General features: G+C 32.9%; 12 protein-coding genes. 4 read left to right on the plus strand and 8 right to left on the minus strand.

Annotated elements, in window-relative coordinates; genetic code table 11:
* Positions 1–27 precede the first annotated feature (27 nt).
* Complete coding sequence (locus PB01_RS14205) at positions 28–960, minus strand: DUF4822 domain-containing protein (RefSeq protein ID WP_404815119.1); 933 nt, start codon at positions 958–960, stop codon at positions 28–30.
* Between the two features lie 678 nt (positions 961–1638).
* On the opposite strand from PB01_RS14205, the gene PB01_RS14210 reads away from it, so the two are divergent.
* Both PB01_RS14210 and PB01_RS14215 read left to right on the plus strand, forming a co-directional pair.
* Positions 1639–1968 (plus strand): ArsR/SmtB family transcription factor, encoded by a 330-nt coding sequence (locus PB01_RS14210; RefSeq protein ID WP_151700805.1) that lies wholly within the window; start codon positions 1639–1641, stop codon positions 1966–1968.
* A 67-nt stretch (positions 1969–2035) separates the two neighbouring features.
* Complete coding sequence (locus tag PB01_RS14215) at positions 2036–3598, plus strand: MFS transporter (protein ID WP_151700806.1); 1563 nt, start codon at positions 2036–2038, stop codon at positions 3596–3598.
* 843 nt (positions 3599–4441) lie between these two features.
* Here the strand turns inward: PB01_RS14215 and PB01_RS14220 are convergent.
* Together PB01_RS14220 and PB01_RS14225 are read right to left on the minus strand one after the other, a co-directional pair.
* Positions 4442–6394: a lipoteichoic acid synthase gene (locus PB01_RS14220; protein WP_151700807.1), complete on the minus strand. Its 1953-nt coding sequence runs from the start codon at positions 6392–6394 to the stop codon at positions 4442–4444.
* A 411-nt stretch (positions 6395–6805) separates the two neighbouring features.
* Positions 6806–7330 (minus strand): DUF3267 domain-containing protein, encoded by a 525-nt coding sequence (locus PB01_RS14225; protein ID WP_151700808.1) that lies wholly within the window; start codon positions 7328–7330, stop codon positions 6806–6808.
* Positions 7331–7632: 302 nt separating this feature from the next.
* Between PB01_RS14225 and PB01_RS14230 the strand changes: the two genes are divergently transcribed.
* Positions 7633–8442, plus strand: coding sequence for a helix-turn-helix domain-containing protein (locus tag PB01_RS14230; RefSeq protein ID WP_151700809.1), 810 nt, complete (start codon positions 7633–7635; stop codon positions 8440–8442).
* Positions 8443–10335: 1893 nt separating this feature from the next.
* Here PB01_RS14230 and PB01_RS14240 read toward each other — a convergent pair.
* From PB01_RS14240 to PB01_RS14255, 4 genes are all read right to left on the minus strand, one after another.
* Complete coding sequence (locus PB01_RS14240; protein ID WP_151700811.1) at positions 10336–11703, minus strand: TniQ family protein; 1368 nt, start codon at positions 11701–11703, stop codon at positions 10336–10338.
* 34 nt (positions 11704–11737) lie between these two features.
* Entirely contained in the window at positions 11738–12874 is a 1137-nt protein-coding gene (locus tag PB01_RS14245; protein WP_151700812.1) for an AAA family ATPase, read from the minus strand.
* Entirely contained in the window at positions 12874–15372 is a 2499-nt protein-coding gene (locus tag PB01_RS14250; protein WP_225986039.1) for a TnsA endonuclease N-terminal domain-containing protein, read from the minus strand. Before PB01_RS14250 ends, PB01_RS14245 begins: the two co-directional genes overlap by 1 nt.
* Before the next feature lie 155 nt (positions 15373–15527).
* A complete protein-coding gene (locus PB01_RS14255; RefSeq protein WP_225986276.1) occupies positions 15528–16856 on the minus strand; it encodes a TniQ family protein in 1329 nt (442 codons plus the stop codon).
* A gap of 234 nt (positions 16857–17090) precedes the next feature.
* Between PB01_RS14255 and PB01_RS14260 the strand changes: the two genes are divergently transcribed.
* Entirely contained in the window at positions 17091–17327 is a 237-nt protein-coding gene (locus tag PB01_RS14260) for a hypothetical protein (RefSeq protein ID WP_225986040.1), read from the plus strand.
* 551 nt (positions 17328–17878) lie between these two features.
* Here PB01_RS14260 and PB01_RS14265 read toward each other — a convergent pair.
* Complete coding sequence (locus PB01_RS14265) at positions 17879–18316, minus strand: hypothetical protein (RefSeq protein WP_151700815.1); 438 nt, start codon at positions 18314–18316, stop codon at positions 17879–17881.
* Between the last annotated feature and the right edge of the window lie 290 nt (positions 18317–18606).

The raw sequence follows: 18606 nt of genomic DNA on the forward strand, positions 1-18606 counted from the left end.
TTTTCAAGTATTGGGCTTTCATATTAATCAAAAGCTAAATAATGGCTTAACATCTCCCTTATATGGCTCATGCTCAACAAAGATTACGATATCTTTGCCATCCGCATTCTTCCCGACACGTTTATAAGTGAACTTTTCATCATTTAATTCTGTAAGCTCCAACGCTGCACCGTATTTATTATTACCGATTGATACATGTGCGCGGATTTTATTGTCGTGAGTCACATCAAAGTAACCGTAATCTCCACGACTCTCACCAGTTTCTATATTAAAAAATTCATATTGATTCGTGCCTTCTTCAAACTTTGCAATGCTCAAAAAATTATCGTTATACTTTGTGACATCATTGCCTTCTTCATCAAATGCCTTCGTACCTTGCCATAACGTTTTACCAAGAATTTTATCCCCGTCTACATCAGTATGAATATCTCCTGTCGAAGCAGTTAACTTTTTATCTGGATTTGTGAAGGCTAAATCATTTGTATCATATGGTATATGCTCAACAAATACTTCGACATCTTTACCATTCGCATCTTTCCCCATACGTTTATAAGTAAAAATCACATCTTCTAATTCCGCCATCTCGACAACGGCTTGATATTTCATCGTATCTGAAATTAAAATGCGCTTCTTTCCATCATTGGTTATAAAAAATGTACCCTCATCGCCACGTGTCTTACCTGTTTTCGCGTCAAAAAATTCATACCGACCTGTCACTGAATCATATTTTGCTAAACCGATAAAGCCTGCATTTTCCTTAGTTAAATCATTTTTATCTTTGTCGTAAACACGAGTACCTTGCCAATTTGTACTGCTTAATACATTCGCCATTTCTTGGCCTTTTGTAAACTGCTGCTCCACTTTTTCAGCTTCCACCTGTTGACTTTGCCCGGTTGCATTGTTCGCCTCATTTTTTGTTGTTTCACCGCATGCTGCTAATAATGTGATTGAACTGAAAATAACTAGTGTTGCGAATCTCAAATTCTTCTTCATAATATTTTCTCTCCTTTACTATTTGCTTAAACTTTATTATGACGTTCAGTTCTAAACTCTATATATCGCAAATATAAACAAAATATAAATTCGAGAAAAAACGCATAATGCACTAAACATTATGCGTCGGTATATTAAAATTTAGCGGTAAATATTATAAAAAAAGCATACGAAATATTCCATATAACTTTCAACACTATTATAAATTGATTGACGACAATAAACCGTACTTACTTATAGTACGGTTCACCGTATCATCCATAGAACGAGAATGAAAGGCAACTGTAAGGTGCCTTTTAGAAATCAAACCATTCAATCCATGAGAGTTTGATTGGATCATTGATTTTCTTATTTGCGAAATGAAGTGCAGATACCACCTTACCTGCGGAATATCCTGTTGCTTGGACATAGTCTTTGGTGCTTTGACGTTGATATATATTATTATCCCGAAATAGTGCATAATCATGTTTATAGGTATTTCTATTTGTGCTATCGAATTGAGTATTCCACGCATTATTATACCAGACCTACTCTTGTTTGGTAGGGTAAGTATGATATCAAAAATTGTGCTTATTGAAATATCATTTCCAAAAAAGTATTGACACGTGCACATGTATGCATATAATAAATTTAGGAGGTAGTGTTATGGGATTAAGTCATGATTCAAATAAATGTAAAAAATTATTAGAAGACAATATTGATATTGATTTTTTCCGGGCAGTATTTGATCCAGTGCGGAGTGAATTGTTGATTTTTATTTCTATAAATGGTGAAATGACAATCGGTGGTATTGCAGAAAATTTTCCGCAGAATCGTTCAGTTATTTCTCGTCATCTTGATTTCATGAGTCGTTTTGGTATAGTTCAAAGGAGAAAAGAAGGGCGAGAAGTTTATTACAAAGCTAATAATAATTTCATTGTTGATAAATTTGAACAAACAGCTAACAATATGAAAGCACTCATGAATTTGAAATAATGTAGTGCTTTTTATTTTAATATATATATGCACTTGTACACACATATACATGAGAGGGGTTTTTATTTTGGATCAAACAAAAAGAAAATGGTGGGTTTTAGCCATAGTTAGTTTAGCAGTATTTATGGCAATGTTAGATATTACGATTGTTAATGTTGCACTACCAGATATACAAAATGATTTTTCGTCAGACTTTTCAAATCTGCAATGGGTGTTAAATGCCTATACTTTAGTTTATGCTGCTACGTTGTTACCAGTTTCAAAATTAGGAGACATTATTGGACGTAAAAAAGTCTTTTTATTAGGATTGGGTGTCTTTGTGATTGGCTCTTTAGCTAGCGGATTAGCAAACAGTGACACTTGGTTAAATATTTTCCGAGGATTTCAAGGAATCGGTGGAGCAGCTATGATGGCTTTATCGCTGACGATCGTTACCACTTCATTCCCTGAAAAACAAAGAGGGCTTGCTTTAGGTATTTGGAGTAGTGCTGTTGGGCTTGCTATTTCCGGTGGTCCTTTGATTGGTGGGGCACTAGTTGACAGTTTAGGTTGGCGATTTATTTTTCTTGTTAACATTCCTGTTGGGATTGTAGCAATCTTATTGGGAATGTTTGTTATTAAAGAAAGTGAAACAAACAAAAATGGAAAAATAGATATTTTAGGACTGATTTTCAGCACTGCCATGATTTTTACGATGATTTTCGCCTTAATTCAAAAGCAAATGAATGTAGATTACGCATGGACTGACTGGCATATTTTAAGTCTATTTGGATTATCATTCGTATTACTTTTAGCTTTTATCATTACCGAAAGAAAAGTAAAACAACCAATGATTGAATTATCCATTTTTAGAAATTGGTCATTTAATGGAGCTAATATCGCAGCTTTTGTATTAGGTGCAGGACTATACGGCGGTTTTACTTACTTAATTATTCTTATGCAAAATTACATGGGTTATTCAGCTTTTGAAACAGGTGTAAAAATGTTACTCATTACTGGTTTTACGATAGTTCTTGGACCAATTGCAGGAATTATCTCAGGAAAGGTTGGTAATCGTTGGTTAATTAGTGGAGCACTATTTATCAGTGCTATCGGAATACTCGTTCTTCGTTATATGATCGAAGCTCCGTTTGAATGGGGCTATCTAATGCCCGGTTTTATTCTTTTAGGTATTAGCAATGCACTAGTCAATCCTCCTATTTCAAATGCTGCTATGAGTTCAGTTGATAAAGAGCACGTGGGTATGGCTTCTGGTATTATAAATGTCTTTAGACAAGTAGGGATTTCTTTTGGCGTTGTGATGCTAGGAATTAAATTAACGGAAGGATATAACGAATCTCTGAACACTAGTATCAAGAATTTAACTAATATTCCTACCGAGTTTGGAAATCAAATGCTAGATGTTTTTCATAAAGCTGGAGCTTTTGCAGGTTCACAAATTTTTGATAGCAAGCAAGCTGAAACATTTAAAGCTATGCCAGCTTTTAATGAAATGAAGAAGCTCGTTTTTAATGCTTTTAATTCAGGTATGCAAGATGTAACACTAATGATTGGTATCTTCTTATTAATTGGTACATTCGCAAGTGCAATTTTGATTAAAAACAAAAAGAATACACAGAACGGGAATTAATCTTCTTTCACCAGAGTTTTTGCTGCCTGTGTTACTAAGAATAATATGTGAGTACAATTAGAAAAACCGAGCAAAAAGATGCCCGGTCCTTTTAACAAAAGTAACCATAGAAATAGCCTTGATTTCCGCTACGGCGGACGCTTTTCGCGGGCATGGCTTCAATCTCCTCGTCGCTACACTCCTGCGGGGCTTTCAGCTCACGCTTTTCCCGCAGAAGTCGCCGCCTCCGCTCCAATCAACTAGTATGTATTGGGCAAATTATAATTACTTCGTAAGATAGATGACATTTATAATCTATGAACATTAGATAGAGAACTACATTTTATCAGATGTTCAAAATTTTAAAAAGCAATAGCATCTCTTATTCAACTAAGATCACAGGATTTATGATCACTACGTTTACTTAAAATAATTTTATCCTTTTAGAGCCAGCTTGGCTAAATTTTCTTGTTAGATACTACTCACTTAATGGATTGGGCGACTACAGCGGAAGACCAACAGAATGTTGGTCACGAAGGCGTTGCCACACGATGTGGCGATCTTAGCCTTTGTTCCTCTGTGAGACAAATGAGCCATCACAACGAACGCGTGAGCGGTGCCCCCTTGGAAAGCGTCCACCTGAAACGGAAATTTTCGGTATTATTTAATTCTTTAAAGTGCTTTGAACACTGGTTTCGCAGGACGATAAACCATATACTTTCTTATCTTTTTAAAAAGACCGTTTGATGCTTGTGCATCAAACGGTCCATTTTTTTGTTGCCTGTGTCAGAAACAAACATGAAATTCATAACATTCATGTTTGTTTGAATTAACGTAAATGTTTCTCAATCAGGGACACGATTTTTAGTTAGATTTTTCATTCGCATCTTTGTTGTAATTGAACTGAGAAGGATCAACTGGAGTATATCCTTTTGGCGTATTGAATCTTAATAAGTCACCATTCACGACTTTATCAGAAAGCTCCAATTTACGATCCACTTCTTCTTTGATAGTATCTGCTAACTTTAATTGACTATCATCTAGTGGTAAACCTGTTTTATTATCATAAAATTTTTCTTTAATTGAATCAATCGTAGGACTGACAAAATCACCATTTCTAAATGGAACAACTTCATTATGCTCCTCTGATAATAAATCTGATCCAAATTGAACAAACTGTTCCGTATCAATTCCTAATAAATGTAATAGCGTTGGAAGAAGGTCTGTTTGGCCACCATAAGTGTGGTTAGTTCCACCTTCCATCCCTGGAACATGTATGAATAATGGTACGCGTTGTAAATTAGCACTATCATATGGTGTAATTTCTTTTCCCATGACTTTTCCCATCGCTTTATTATGATTATCCGATATTCCATAATGGTCACCATAAAGAACAATCATCGAATTATCATATAAGCCTAATTTTTTTAATTGATCGAAGGCCTGTTTGATTGCTTCATCTGTATAACGCGCAGTTTGGAAATAATCATCAACACTTGCATCTCCAGTATTGCCTTTATCAATTGTTACTAGGTCTTGATTCATATCATATGGAAAGTGGTTTCCTACCGTAATAAATTTCGCATAAAAAGGTTGTGGTAACGCACTTAAAAGACTTTCAGATTGTTCATAGAATGGTTTATCTAACAAACCATATTCAGCCATGTCTGTTGAAGAACTTGTGTCATAATAACTAGCATCATAGAAATGATCGAATCCAAATGATTTATAAATTTCATTTCGATTCCAGAAGCTACCGTTATTACCGTGGAATACAGCTGATGAATAACCATAATCTTTTAAAATACTAGGAGCTGCTTGGAACGTATTTTGTGCTTTTGTAATAAAAGCAGACCCTTGTGGTAACCCAAATATTGAATTTTCCAACATAAATTCTGCATCAGATGTTTTACCCTGACCAGTTTGATGGAAGAAATTATCGAAATACATTGTATTCCTATCTTTTGTTAATGAATTTAAAAATGGTGTAACTTCTTCACCATTTAATTTGTAGTTGATAAGAAAGTTTTGGAATGATTCTAAATGTAAATAGATGACGTTCATTCCTTTTGCTTTACCAAAATAGTTTGGATTAGGGTTGGCATAGTTGGATTGTATATAGTTATTCACTTCTGTAATATCACTACTATCCGCCAAAGCTCTAAGTGATGATGCTTTCATCGTTTCTACTGAGTCATAAATAGAATAGTTATACATTCCTAGATATTTCACAATATAGTTTCTATCAAAACCCCGAGTTAATAGTTGCGGACGACTAATTTCAGCTAGTCCTAAATTTATAATTGATATTACTAATGCAAAAGCAATAATTGCTATTCCTTTTTTATACCCAAAACGAGTTGTTTCTTTTTGTACTTTTCTTGAGAATCGTAGATAAAACATGACAAATACATCCACAAAGAACAAGATATCATAAGGTTTTATTAAAGTAAGAACACTTCCACCTAAATCCCCAAAGTTCTGCGTTTGGAAAAGTGTAGGTAATGTAATGAAGTCTGTAAAAAATCGGTAATAAACAACATTGGCATATAAAAGAATAGACATAAGCGTGTAAACTATAACTAGTGATGTGTATTTTTTCTTGCCTCTAAATAAAAATGAAATCCCTAGAAATAGTAATGCTGAACCTAGTGGATTTAATATTAAAAGAAATTGTTGAAGAGGTCCTTCTACACCTAGTTTAAATTGTGATGTTTGCGTGATATATGTTTTAATCCATAACATCAAAACAGCTAATACATATATCCCAAAAAAGTTGTTTAAACGATTATCTTTTTTACTTAATAGATTTTTCATTTTCGCACCAACCTTTTATTTATTTTAATTCAAATCTTAATTTATAGTAATTTAAATTATTGACAGTAAACTTAATAAATGTTACTTTACTACAGCTTTTTTTCGCAACTAATGTAGAATACTCCCATTTTACACTTCCGTCAAGTTATTAAGATTAAATAACATGACATTAAAAAAACGTCAAAGCCTTGTTGTATCAAGGCTTTGACGTTCATCAAAATCATATTACTCCATAAAATGGAAGCGACTTGTGACAGTGCATGTGTGAGAAACTTTCATAATAATTCAACCCGATCCTAACTGTTTATAACGGGAAATGTTGATTCACAATAACCACTAGCCGTTCTTCCAGTTCCTGTTCCGCAATTCGTTCCAAATCTTGTTCTATCGCTAATCAAAATACTACTTCATTCACCGATAGTACCCTCTACAAAATACAGATTGATTTGATTTTATTAAGATCAAAATTGAATTAACAATATCGGATGCAGAGATGATCAAATTGAACCAACTGATAAATAACAGGAGTGCTTTCAGATCCCCCGATACAAAGGACGAAGTAATTGCCGGGAATATCGATAATCCGATAAATGGTAAGCTCATGAAGACCAAATATCTCTTTTTAGAAAGAATTGCATTTGTATGGATCCAAAAATAGATTCCTCTGAACGTTAAGCTCATGTCGCCTTTCTTGTGTATGACAAGCATATGAAGCGCTTCATGTATGACAAATACTAGAAGAATGATTAGCAGAAGGGGGAAGTTTGTCAATTGAGCGAGGCTTACCCAGAACCAAATAGGTGCTAGAAAAAAAGCAGCCATTAATAAGTAAACAAACTTCATGAAATGCTTTCGAAACCATGCATGTTGAATGAAAGGTTTCCATTCTTCTACATCCATACTTATCTGGGGCAAATGTCGAAACCACGCGATCATAACCGTTCCTGCCTTTCCTATAATCTACACCTAACAATTATATGAACTTAGCTATTTTCATTTTTTATTTACTCCACCTGCTTTGTGGAATGAAAAGCGCCTAGCTCTACTCCCTTCCTTACAGTATCTATTTCGTTGTCATTTCCTGAATTCCTTTATTCCTGTTTTGGCAAAATAAAAGGCGTCATTTCTTTCTTGTTTTAATAATGTTTCTGAAATGGGGGACACAATTCAAAACTTTCGAATCCCTTGTCCACTTTTCGCCCACTCCATTCTATATAGAAGGTAAAGGGGGAATTTTAATGACTCACTACTTACAAAAATACGCTCGTTTCAATTCAATAGAAGAGATGGATGATGCTGCTGCAAAACATTGCGCATTCCATCGATACGAGCTAAACAATTCAGACCAACTTGTGCTCGATGTAATCCGAAGATATTCGGTGAAATATGGGGCTGCCCATTTAAAACATGCAACGATTGAAACAGCAATCGGCAAGTCGAATGCGACTGTTCGTCGGGCAATTCGGAAGCTCGAACAGCTTTGCATTATTCAGCGCCTTCACTACGTACGTCCTGTCATGAGCGGGCTTGGTGCTAACATTTATATTATTTTACCATTCGATGACCAGGGGAAAATGAACAGTCGAGAGGATGCGGACAAACCGCATGACGACGAGGAAAATGAGCCGATTTCTCAGAATGAACCGTTATTCTTAAAATCTTCTATTAAAGATCTTACTAACACGTCTCCTATGGATTCGAAAAAGTTATCCACAAGTCTATTTAGCAGAATGAAAGAATTACTTTCAAATACAATTGGTGAAACAAAAACAGCACGCAATTTTTTCGGCATCCACCTGTCTTTATCAAGTGAAATGTTGCGTTTTGATATTTATAAAGATGATGGTAAAGTTTTTGATGACCTGGCATATCGTGCGCTGAAAATTGCGGTGATGGCAACAAAGCGAAAAAATATTCGCAACTTGCCTGGTTATTACAAAGGTGTGCTTCGAAAATTGATTGATGAGACGTATTTTAAGGATATGTTTTTGTATTTTGACGCCCCACCAGGAAATTTTTATTTTCCGGAGAATTATGAGCCATCATAAACTAAGGGTGTCGGGTTTTGATACCATTCGAGTTCTCCAACGAATTGTGGCCGCACCTGACACCCTTGCAAAGCAACTTGAATTTGTTCCCTGAGTAAGAATCAAACATGAAATTCATAACATTTACGTTTGTTTGAATTAGTATAAACATTTCTAGCACGGGAAGTTATTTTAATCTTTAATTTCGATTTGCTCTACTTGATCCTAACCAAGATAATCAATAATGTATCCTATAACTTAGCTGAATTCCCTTCTAGCCATTGTGTATCATTACCATGCTATAAATTGATTATCCACTTTTTATAATTTTTCTCGTTACTTCTTTGACTACTTTCTAAGCTACAAAAGCTCTGCAATGATAGATGTGATTTACAATCCTTGCAATAACGTTTTCAATACTATCACTACTAGTAACATCAAATAGCAACATTTCTTTTGGGAAGCTTAAAGGAGAAACAATAGAACGATAGTCTATTATGTTTACTCCTTTTATGCCATTACATTGTTTACAAAGGGTTTGTAGATTAGGCGGAACGTTTTACCCTCCCATAGCAATAGGTGGAATATGATCTATTTCCACTGTGACCACTCGTCTTTTTTCTTTCCCGCAGCAAAGACATTGATAGTTATCACGTTTTAGAACTTGTTGTCTAATTTCCTCTGTTAGTACATTCGCCGTCACCTTGGGACCATCTGGTATTGGAATTAACTCTGTTTCCAGCCCAATCAAAAGTCGATTAATCGTATGATCGAACGCTTTTTTAAAGTGAATAAAATCCCTGTGTAGTGTCTTCTATAGCAATCCCTCATTATTAAACAGATTTTTTAAATAGACAAGACATTCAAGTGGTGAGAGTTGATAAGAGTCTTACTGCACTTAATTTGGAAAATCGGATATAAGCAGGATGTGGAGGAAGCATATAGAAGTAGACTGACATGCATCTCAGTCCTTATATTATAAATGGTTATTTTTTAAAATTGTTCATTGTTTCATCTAGTAATTTATGCTATACTATATTAGCTAACAATAACTTTACCATAAAATTTTGACATCCAACAATACCGATTGTTATTCACTGGGTTGAGCCAATCGCTATCTTTGGGTGCCAAACCCGCAAGAGTTCTTTAGGAACAAGGAATTCTTAAGAAAAAAAGCATCATCTCTTTTGAGATAATGCTTTTTTTATATACATTTTCCAGAACCTCCCTAATCTCATTTTTTTCATAAATTCAGGAATATTATAATTTTTCACACAGACTATGACAAAACAAAAATCCACGATTATCGATTATTATCTTTAATATTTCATAATGTGACGTAAACCATATCTTTTCCATTAAATAAATCATAAGTTCCCCACACTTAGAACCACCTAATCTCATGAGATTTTAAGGCAGATTTTCTACTTACTTTTCATTAATTTTTACATGAAATTAAGTAAAACATCTTTATTTAAATGTTTTTAGGAAAACTTATACTTTATTTTTTTGCTTTAGGAAGTTTTATCATTTATTCATTTTTCACTAGAAATCCCACTACTTTTTAACCGATTTTGTCTACAGACTGAAAGTACCTAAACAGTTCTTTCAGTTTATTTGTAAGCAGAGCCAAAAATAAAAAGACTTCGTAGTCTACCCTTCCATTAGTGTAAATTTTCTTACATTAGGAGACTTATTAAAGAATTGATTTTTTAGTGTTACAGAGCTCTAACATACTCGTATTGAACTAACTTTACCCATTCCAAAAAATCAGGTACTAAATGGTCTTCACTATAAAAGGAATACAAGGAATTCGTCCTTTCTCTTCCAAAGAACAACGTGTAGTTGCACCTTTCGGTTAGGCTACTATGGTAGCAAACACCATCATAGAGAAGAGTAAGATATTCAACTCCGCTAATCATTTTTCCAAGTCCATTTCCTTCGGACAATACCAAGTTCATTACATAGTTCATTTAATAACACTCTATTGGTACTTACCCAAAAGAAAGAGGGGTTATTGATTTCTGCTAAAATTTTTCTCTCAGAAGGATATATTCCATCATTTAGTAATTTTATAATAACCGCTTTTAATTCATGTTTCTTCTTATCTTTGATATCATTTAATTCTCTCTGATATTCATTTTGTTTCCTTTTTATTATTTTTATGTCTTCTGGGAATTTTTCTCGTATTGTTGTTGGACGAGTATATCCTAATCTTCTGGAAATTTGCAATAAATTAAGGATAGGACTACTGATTTCTTCATATTCATTTATTATTTTTCTTAGTTCTTCCTTTAACTTCACTCTCTCATTTTTATCAGGTTTTGAATAAAAAGGATTTTCATTAATAAGTAAAGGTAAACTTCGAATTTCCAAACCCATGTTAAAATCTTTTGAAAAATAATTCTTAAGTGTTGCGTTTGTTATATAACCAAATTTTAACAATGAATAAAGGGAAGCTTTTCGTTTCCCACTCACCCAATTATAAAATGTTTTCCGTGAAATGTTTGACAGACTACAGATATCATTCATTTTTAGTTTATATTTTTGTTTACTCATCTCTATGATTTCTTTAATATTTTCACCATAATCAATCCATCTTATATTATTTTCAATTCGTTCTTGTGTATTTATTTTTAGTAACTCTTGAATATTTTCTACAACCCATTTTTGCCAGCAAAAATATTCATCCGGTATTTTTTCTTTAGCCACTGTATTCTCAGAACCTAACCAAGTAGCGCATTTATCACAAAGTCCTACCTCCCCCTTTCTTTTCAATAGAAACTGTTCTGATTTACAGGAGGGACAACAATTTACTAACTTACATCTATGTTTCAAACAAATATCTACTACTTCAAAGTTCCATAATAATTTTTCATAAACTATTTTATTTTGGTTTCTATATTCTTGAAGACAATAGGGACACCAAAATTTATTTGTCCGTAATTCTTGGCTTGACATAAAGTAATGAAAATTTATTAATGTAAGCTCTTCCAAATCTTTTATTGTTGTTAGATTTGATAAGACATCTACAATTTCTTTTGTTTTTATATTCGAATTATTAATTGAGATTGATTGTGTCGGTTGAAAAACATTGGTTGATGTTTCTCTTTCAAGGTTAGGATAAACAATTTTAGTAAATAGATCTAATACTTTTAAATTATGTGCAGAACTAAGTCTTGAAACATAACTTGTTAGACTTTCAATGTCAGATGTACTTTTTCCAATTGGGGGCAGTCCATAAAGTACACTACTATTTTGTAATTTCTTCGAAATACACATTATTAAGCCCACCTTAATCAATCATAAGTTTATATTAAACCTTGTCTAAACCAACATTGTCTCTTTCCGGTTTTCTTTTTCCCGGGGCAGGATTATTTTTTACTTTTATATCTTCCTTCTTTTCTGTTTGTTTCATTTCAAGGAGAGCCCTAAGTTCATCTTTATCATTATTACTTTCCTTGAATATAAATTCTCCTGTTATCGCTTCATTAGCTAATGTTATTAATTTTCTTGCTTGTAAAACATTATTCCTTAAATTAGTGTAGGTAACTGTTTTTTCATTATTTTCAATTGCATCTGACAAACATCTTTGCAACCAATTTTTTAATATACCTGCACATCCAATAGAATTTTCATATAAGTACTCAGAGTAACCTATTAAATCTGGCTCCTCTTGAACTGGTAACAATTTCTGAAAAGTTAATAATAATGAAAGAAAATTTTTCTTTTCTGTTCCCTTATTGTAATAATCATATCTTGAAAAGTGAATTTCTTTTACCCTTCTAGACAATTGTCCGTCTAAATTAATTACTTCATTTAGTTCATAAGTCCCAAATAAGACTATTTTTGTATTACTCATATTCGCAATCGATTTTATAGAATTAAATTGTTTTTGATTTTTTTCACCGTCTCCTCTCTTTTCTCCATTAATTTTAAAAAAGTGTTGAGCCTCATCAATTAGAAGAGCCTTTGTTTTTCTATAAAAAACAGCGCTTTCTAATGATCTACGTAATTCAGAAGCAGACCCATAACGTAAAGAAATATTATTTTCTTTCTTTAATTTACCTATATCAATCTTATAATCTATTAAAGGTTCATTAAGTGAAGTGAGGACTCGATAATAAAAATCCTTCCAATTGAACTTACCTAAATCCGGATTAGGAAGTTCTATGCCAGTAATAGGTATAATACTTCTATCATTATAAATATCCTCTTCCATATCCTTTAATACAGATTTAATTGCTGCATTGAATAGCCTTGACTTTCCAACCCCTGACGGACCAACCACCATGATAATATTTTGTGAACCTTTGTAAATTTCATTTTTTAAATCGAGTAAAACTTGTTTCATTTTTGGATGGCTAATAGTATATTCATTAAAAAAATTTTCCCGTTCTTCTTTTGTTTTGGTTAGTAGTTCTTCATCAAATAATCTCTGCTTCTTTGCCATTAGACTAGCTCCCCAAAAATATCAAGTTCTAAGTCATCATCATATTCTTCTTTCTCAAACTCAATTTCTTGACTGATTTCTTTTGGACTTTCTATTTTCCGTACATCTTTTTCTAATGGTTTGTATTTATTTATAGCAATATTTTCTTCTATTTCTTCAGACTCAATTATATATTTTGCTAACATAATTGCTGTTACTGTATTGCTCCGAGAATATAATTTATTCTTCTGCCTTATCTCTTCTGCAAGAAGTTTTATTTGTTTTTCAGTCTTGCCATTTAAATACTTAAATTGTTCAGATAAACATTCTACCCACTCATTTTCTATAAAAGCGTAAGATACCCCAATGTTGAAAGGATCATATTTAACTTCTACATGTTCATTTTCAATTTTAGGGTTCCTAAACTTTTTGGACCAGTAATAAGAATAAGTCAATTTTATACCCTGACCTGGATGAACTTTTCGAGTTTTTCCTTTTGGAGATGGTAAAGTCATCAAAACAAATGTCTCATCATATGGAATATAGGTATTAGGTCTGTTACCCGATATAAAACTAGATTCTTCAAACATATCATGAGGAGTTTTATTCAATGATGGATTTTCCATATTGTCATACACATCTTTTATCCAGCTATCAAGCCGTTCATATAAAGTATCCAATGTCCACACTGCATGATTCTTTGGATTTACGGATTTAGTGACTTGTCTAACGTTTTTGGTGATTTGAGTATTCCCTCTTAAATTGTGTATGAAGAGTTTATTAGTAATGCCAAATAATCGCTCAATCACATTACCATAGCGTGCTTTTGCAGCGGGTCTTTGTTTTTTATGAACACCATACATTGCAAGGAGCGATTCAAAATATATGCTTTCAAATTCCTTTCCTCCATCTACCACAACATAATTCGGTAAACGATTAAATGACTTTACACATTCCCGAATTACCATCATACACGAACGATAGGAAGGTTCTTCAAATGTTAAATAAAATGCAAGGATGCGTCTTGAATAAGCATCAATCATAAATGTAAGCCATGGTCGCTTAGAAACTTTACCATTAATATCAAGCTCAATGTCTAATTCGGTATGATCTATATGCGCTATTTCAAATATTCTTTCCCCATGTTTTGGGGAAGTGAAGTGAAGATCCGTAACAAATTTTTCATATTTGTATGCTGCTCTTTTTCCTTTTCTAGCCATTTCAATTTCATACACTGAAAGGTTCTTTATTTCCGTACATAAAGTTGCGTATGAAGGTGCTAAGTAATTGAGCTCTTCACATTTAACAAGCAATTCACGATAAACTTCTTTTGCTGTTTTTGATTTTATTGTTGCATAGCTTTCCATTATCACTGTTTCCATCAAATCTTTGGTTTTAGGAGATAATTTTGAATTTCTATTTCCTCTTTTTTTTATTTGAGGTAACAGACCTATAAATCCATGCCCATGAAGCTCTTCTGCATCTTTAAACTTCTTAACCCAATTCCTTAATGTTCTATCTGTTAAACTAAAATCTTCTAATTCTTCCCCTCGTAAATATTTCGACACGATTTCATATTTGTTGTTTGCTTCTTTTAAGTCATCTTCATTCACCATTGAAATCATCTTTTTTAATTCAATATTATCACTGTTACTTTCTTTTTTAATTGCCTTTATAAACCCTTCTGATAAATACGATTCAAATATATTAATTGGTAATTCTACATTCTTCTTTTCATGCTTAGAATACAAGAAGACTATTTTGCTATTTTGATCGTAATTAAGAATGGTCCATTCCGTTTGTCCCCATAAGATTTTATTACCACTTTTCAACTCAATCCTATTGGGTTTGATTATTTTTCTATTTGATTTCTCCATGATTTTAAAACCAGTGTATTGTTCTTTATTTAAAAAGACCTTCACGTTCTCTGGCTCAGTAATTAAGTCTTTATATATATCAAAATAAATAGTATTATTTGCTATTAGTGCGTATATATCATCTAATATAAAATTTTCCTCTGATATCTGTAATATTTCTGATAAAGTTAAACCTAACTTCGTTTTTATTACTTCCTTTATTTTTATGGTTATTGAATCTTCTGGTACATACTCATTTACGATATAATCCCCTAAAAAAATCAAGTTACGTTGAAGAATCCAATTGATATCTTCTGATGAATTTACTAAAAATTCTAAATTAAATTCATCTGCATATGTTTTCCCGGGTGCAAATATCCAATTTCCATCCAGTTTATAAAACCTTTCCGGATTTTCTTGTGATTTTCTAATTAGCTCTTCCTCCGTTTTACACTCAATCCAATATGCCCTTTCTTTTTCAATTACAAAAAAATCTGGTGTATTTAAATAAGCCCTCTTTCTATTATTCTTATTACTTTGATAGTAGAGTAGTTTTATTTGAGGTGGTTGATCGTAATATTCTAAAACACTATCATTAAACTCCAACATATAGATGGTAGGTAATTCAACCTTATGGCTTTCAAATTGAATTGTAACTCCCATTTTTTTACTACTAAATCGTCCACTTACGTTATGCTTACCTCCCCCAACTCTTCTTGCTGGCGGTGACTCTCTTACCCGTTGTACCTCTTTCTTTGCCTCGTCTGTTAAACTGAGCTTATTTGCCCACTCATCAAACTCACTATCACTCATCATTACTATTTTCTCCCCTTCCCATTATAAAGACTGTTCATAACCAATAAATCTCTCCAATATTCTTGGAGAACCCTCTCCTTCAGTAATCCCCTTTTATTAGTTTTCATTTGAATTTTCTCACTACTTGGATATATACCCTCATTTACTAAGGAATAAAAGGCAATTTGAATTTCTTTTTTTAATTCCTCTATTCTTTGTTTTGATTCTAAATTGATATACTCTCTATATCTTTTTGAAATTTGTTTACAGTATTCAGGAAAATTACTATATAAAACTCGTTTATCGCGACCTATTATTTTTGCAGTCGCTACCATAGAAATTGGTTGGTCACATATTAGTACTTCATTTAGACTATTTTCAATTGAAACAAAGTCAAGTCTTCTTCTAATCACTTTCTCTTTACTTGTTTTCGTTTTTTCAACCAGATGACTTATAGTCACATTTGGCAAATTTTTTGAGAAGAATTCCAAAATTGTAGTATCTAATTTAAAACAGACCATTAGTAATCCATCGAGAGTGGGAATATTTTCTGATTTAATCCAAGCCCTTAAAGTACTCTTAGGAATACCTAAGAATCTAGCAAAATTAGGTATATTATCAGAAAACAGGTCTTGATTGATATAATTTAACTGTTTACTGATATTTTCTTTAACAAAGAGTTTACTAGAATTTAAACCTATTAAGCTTTCAATATTTAGATAGACAAAAGTATGCCATTGCCATTCCAGATTATTAATCTCTTCAATAGCTTCATCTTGTATTAGCAAGTTAAAACAGTTTGGACAATGCCCTGGGATCATTTGTCTACGAAGTATATCAGTTTTTTTATAGCAGGCCGGACATTTATCAATTAGATAACACTTATGTTTAAAACAAATCTGTACCGGTTTTAAATACCAAATAAGCGGATAGTAAATACTTTTGTTGTTATCGTTCCAATTCTTTATACATTCCGGACACCAAGAGAAAGTTTCTTTAAATAAATTTCTTAAAGGAACTAAATCTTTTAATTTAAACAGGGTTAAGTTAGCCAAATCAATTCTGGTTGTTAACTCTTCTAAAACACGAACCAATTCAGTTGAGTTATCCTTATATCCATTTATTGTTTTAGCCCCTTCAAAAAAACTGTTACCACCGTATTTAGAGCTTCTTTCCAAATAATCTTTATGCAATTCAGGAACCACTAGCTTATTTACCAAGTGACCAACATTAAGGTTATGTTCATATGAAAGCCTAATTAAATAACTGCATAGACTTTCTACTAAACCTGTTTCAATTCCAATAGGATCAATGTTATATAAGATACTTCTTGAAGCTTGAATAGTTAACACCTCCAATAATTAATTCACCTCAAGAATTCTCTTGATAGATTACTATTAATTATTGGCAATTAAATAATAGATTTATTCATATAAAAAAAATTTTTGATATGAATAAATCAAAACATTAACATGATATAGATTACTAATATCTCTGATAATTATTAAATAAACAATTTATTGGATTTAAGAATAAATTTCCAAGTAATAGACAATTAATATTGTATATTGGAGGGAAAGTTTATTATGATAATAAAAAAACATGATGATAAGATCATTTATTGCTACTGCTGTCGCAAAAGGACTTTATTTGTACGTCGAGATTTGCATAATAATAGTGGTGTAGAGAGTCATTGTAGTGAATGTTCATACGTTTGGTTTGAATGGCAAAATCGAGCAGTAGAACGAGAAAAAGAAAAGTGGATTGAATACAATGGAGAAGTAGCAAATAAAACAAATGGCGGTCAAATATTTATACACTAACATTTTTTATCATTCTCCATAGCAAAGAACACTTTATTAAATAATTGAGTAAATAAAAAAAGCGACCAACTCAACAAAGAGAAGGTCGCTAATTCATTTGTAAATTTTAATTGAAAATCAATTGTTACGCATTGGGGCTAATTCAATTAATGCACCAGTTAGCCATCCATGCAGCAATAAACTCTGCACTACATATAGTGAGTATTGTTTCAGAACGAGTATAGAATAGTATGATTGGCGAGAAAAGTCGATAAACTATGGTCACTTAGAACTCCTGACTCCAACGAACTCTAGGTATAACAAAATGTCATACTATACGAGTAGCACTCATGGGAGATTAAAACTACTCTGGTTATTGGTTCATCCAAGCCTACTCAAAACGCGATACAAACATTCTAAAGACTCTTCCTTTTTTAAAATTTTTTTCTGAGTCCTTTTGTTATAAGCTTTTTTAAATCTTAATGGGTTTTTCATCATTATTTTGTGGCTGCTTTGGTTAATACACGGGTTAACGCAACCAAAAGCATAATAAGCATACTTTAAGGCATCAGTTAGATATCCCAACCAATACTCCTTAAAGCTTTTTCTATAATTTCTGCTTCTTTTACCATTCTCATTTTACGAAGTTCGATTGCAAATAATGGCCAAGGCGGGTGTATTGCCATATAAGGATTTGAATCTGGACCAGTGTACATTCCTCCACCGGGTCCAGTATAAAGTCCTCCTCCTGGTCCTGTATATAGCCCTCCACCAGGGCCAGTATAGAGTCCGCCTCCCGGTCCTGTGTATGCACCACCGTCTGGTCCTGTATACATTCCACCACCGGGTCCTGTGTACGCTCCACCGTCTGGTCCTGTATACATTCCGCCACCGGGTCCTGTGTATGCACCACCGTCTGGCCCTGTATACATTCCGCCACCGGGTCCTGTGTATGCACCACCGCCTGGTCCTGTATACATATTTCGAATTCGAAGTTTTGTCCCATTCATGATTTTTCCTCCTTTACAGTTTAGTTGTCTCTAATTACATAATTCGACAGTGATAATACACTTTCCTTCTTTACTTCGATACTTCAGATATAGTTCTTAATCTTCCTAGACTTAGTTTAATCAATAATATAGCCCGATTTTTTTAAAACCATTTATTACCCTTACTATAAGAAAATACAATAGACAAATTACATCAAAGGGGAAACGTGCACCTTTTTTATTCAATGTCAAACATTATTTCAAGCTACAACATGACTTCAATAAGAAATATTCTTTTGTAAACTTAGAGA

The sequence above is a fragment of the Psychrobacillus glaciei genome (assembly GCF_008973485.1).
In the GTDB taxonomy this organism is placed as follows: Bacteria; Bacillota; Bacilli; order Bacillales_A; family Planococcaceae; genus Psychrobacillus; species Psychrobacillus glaciei.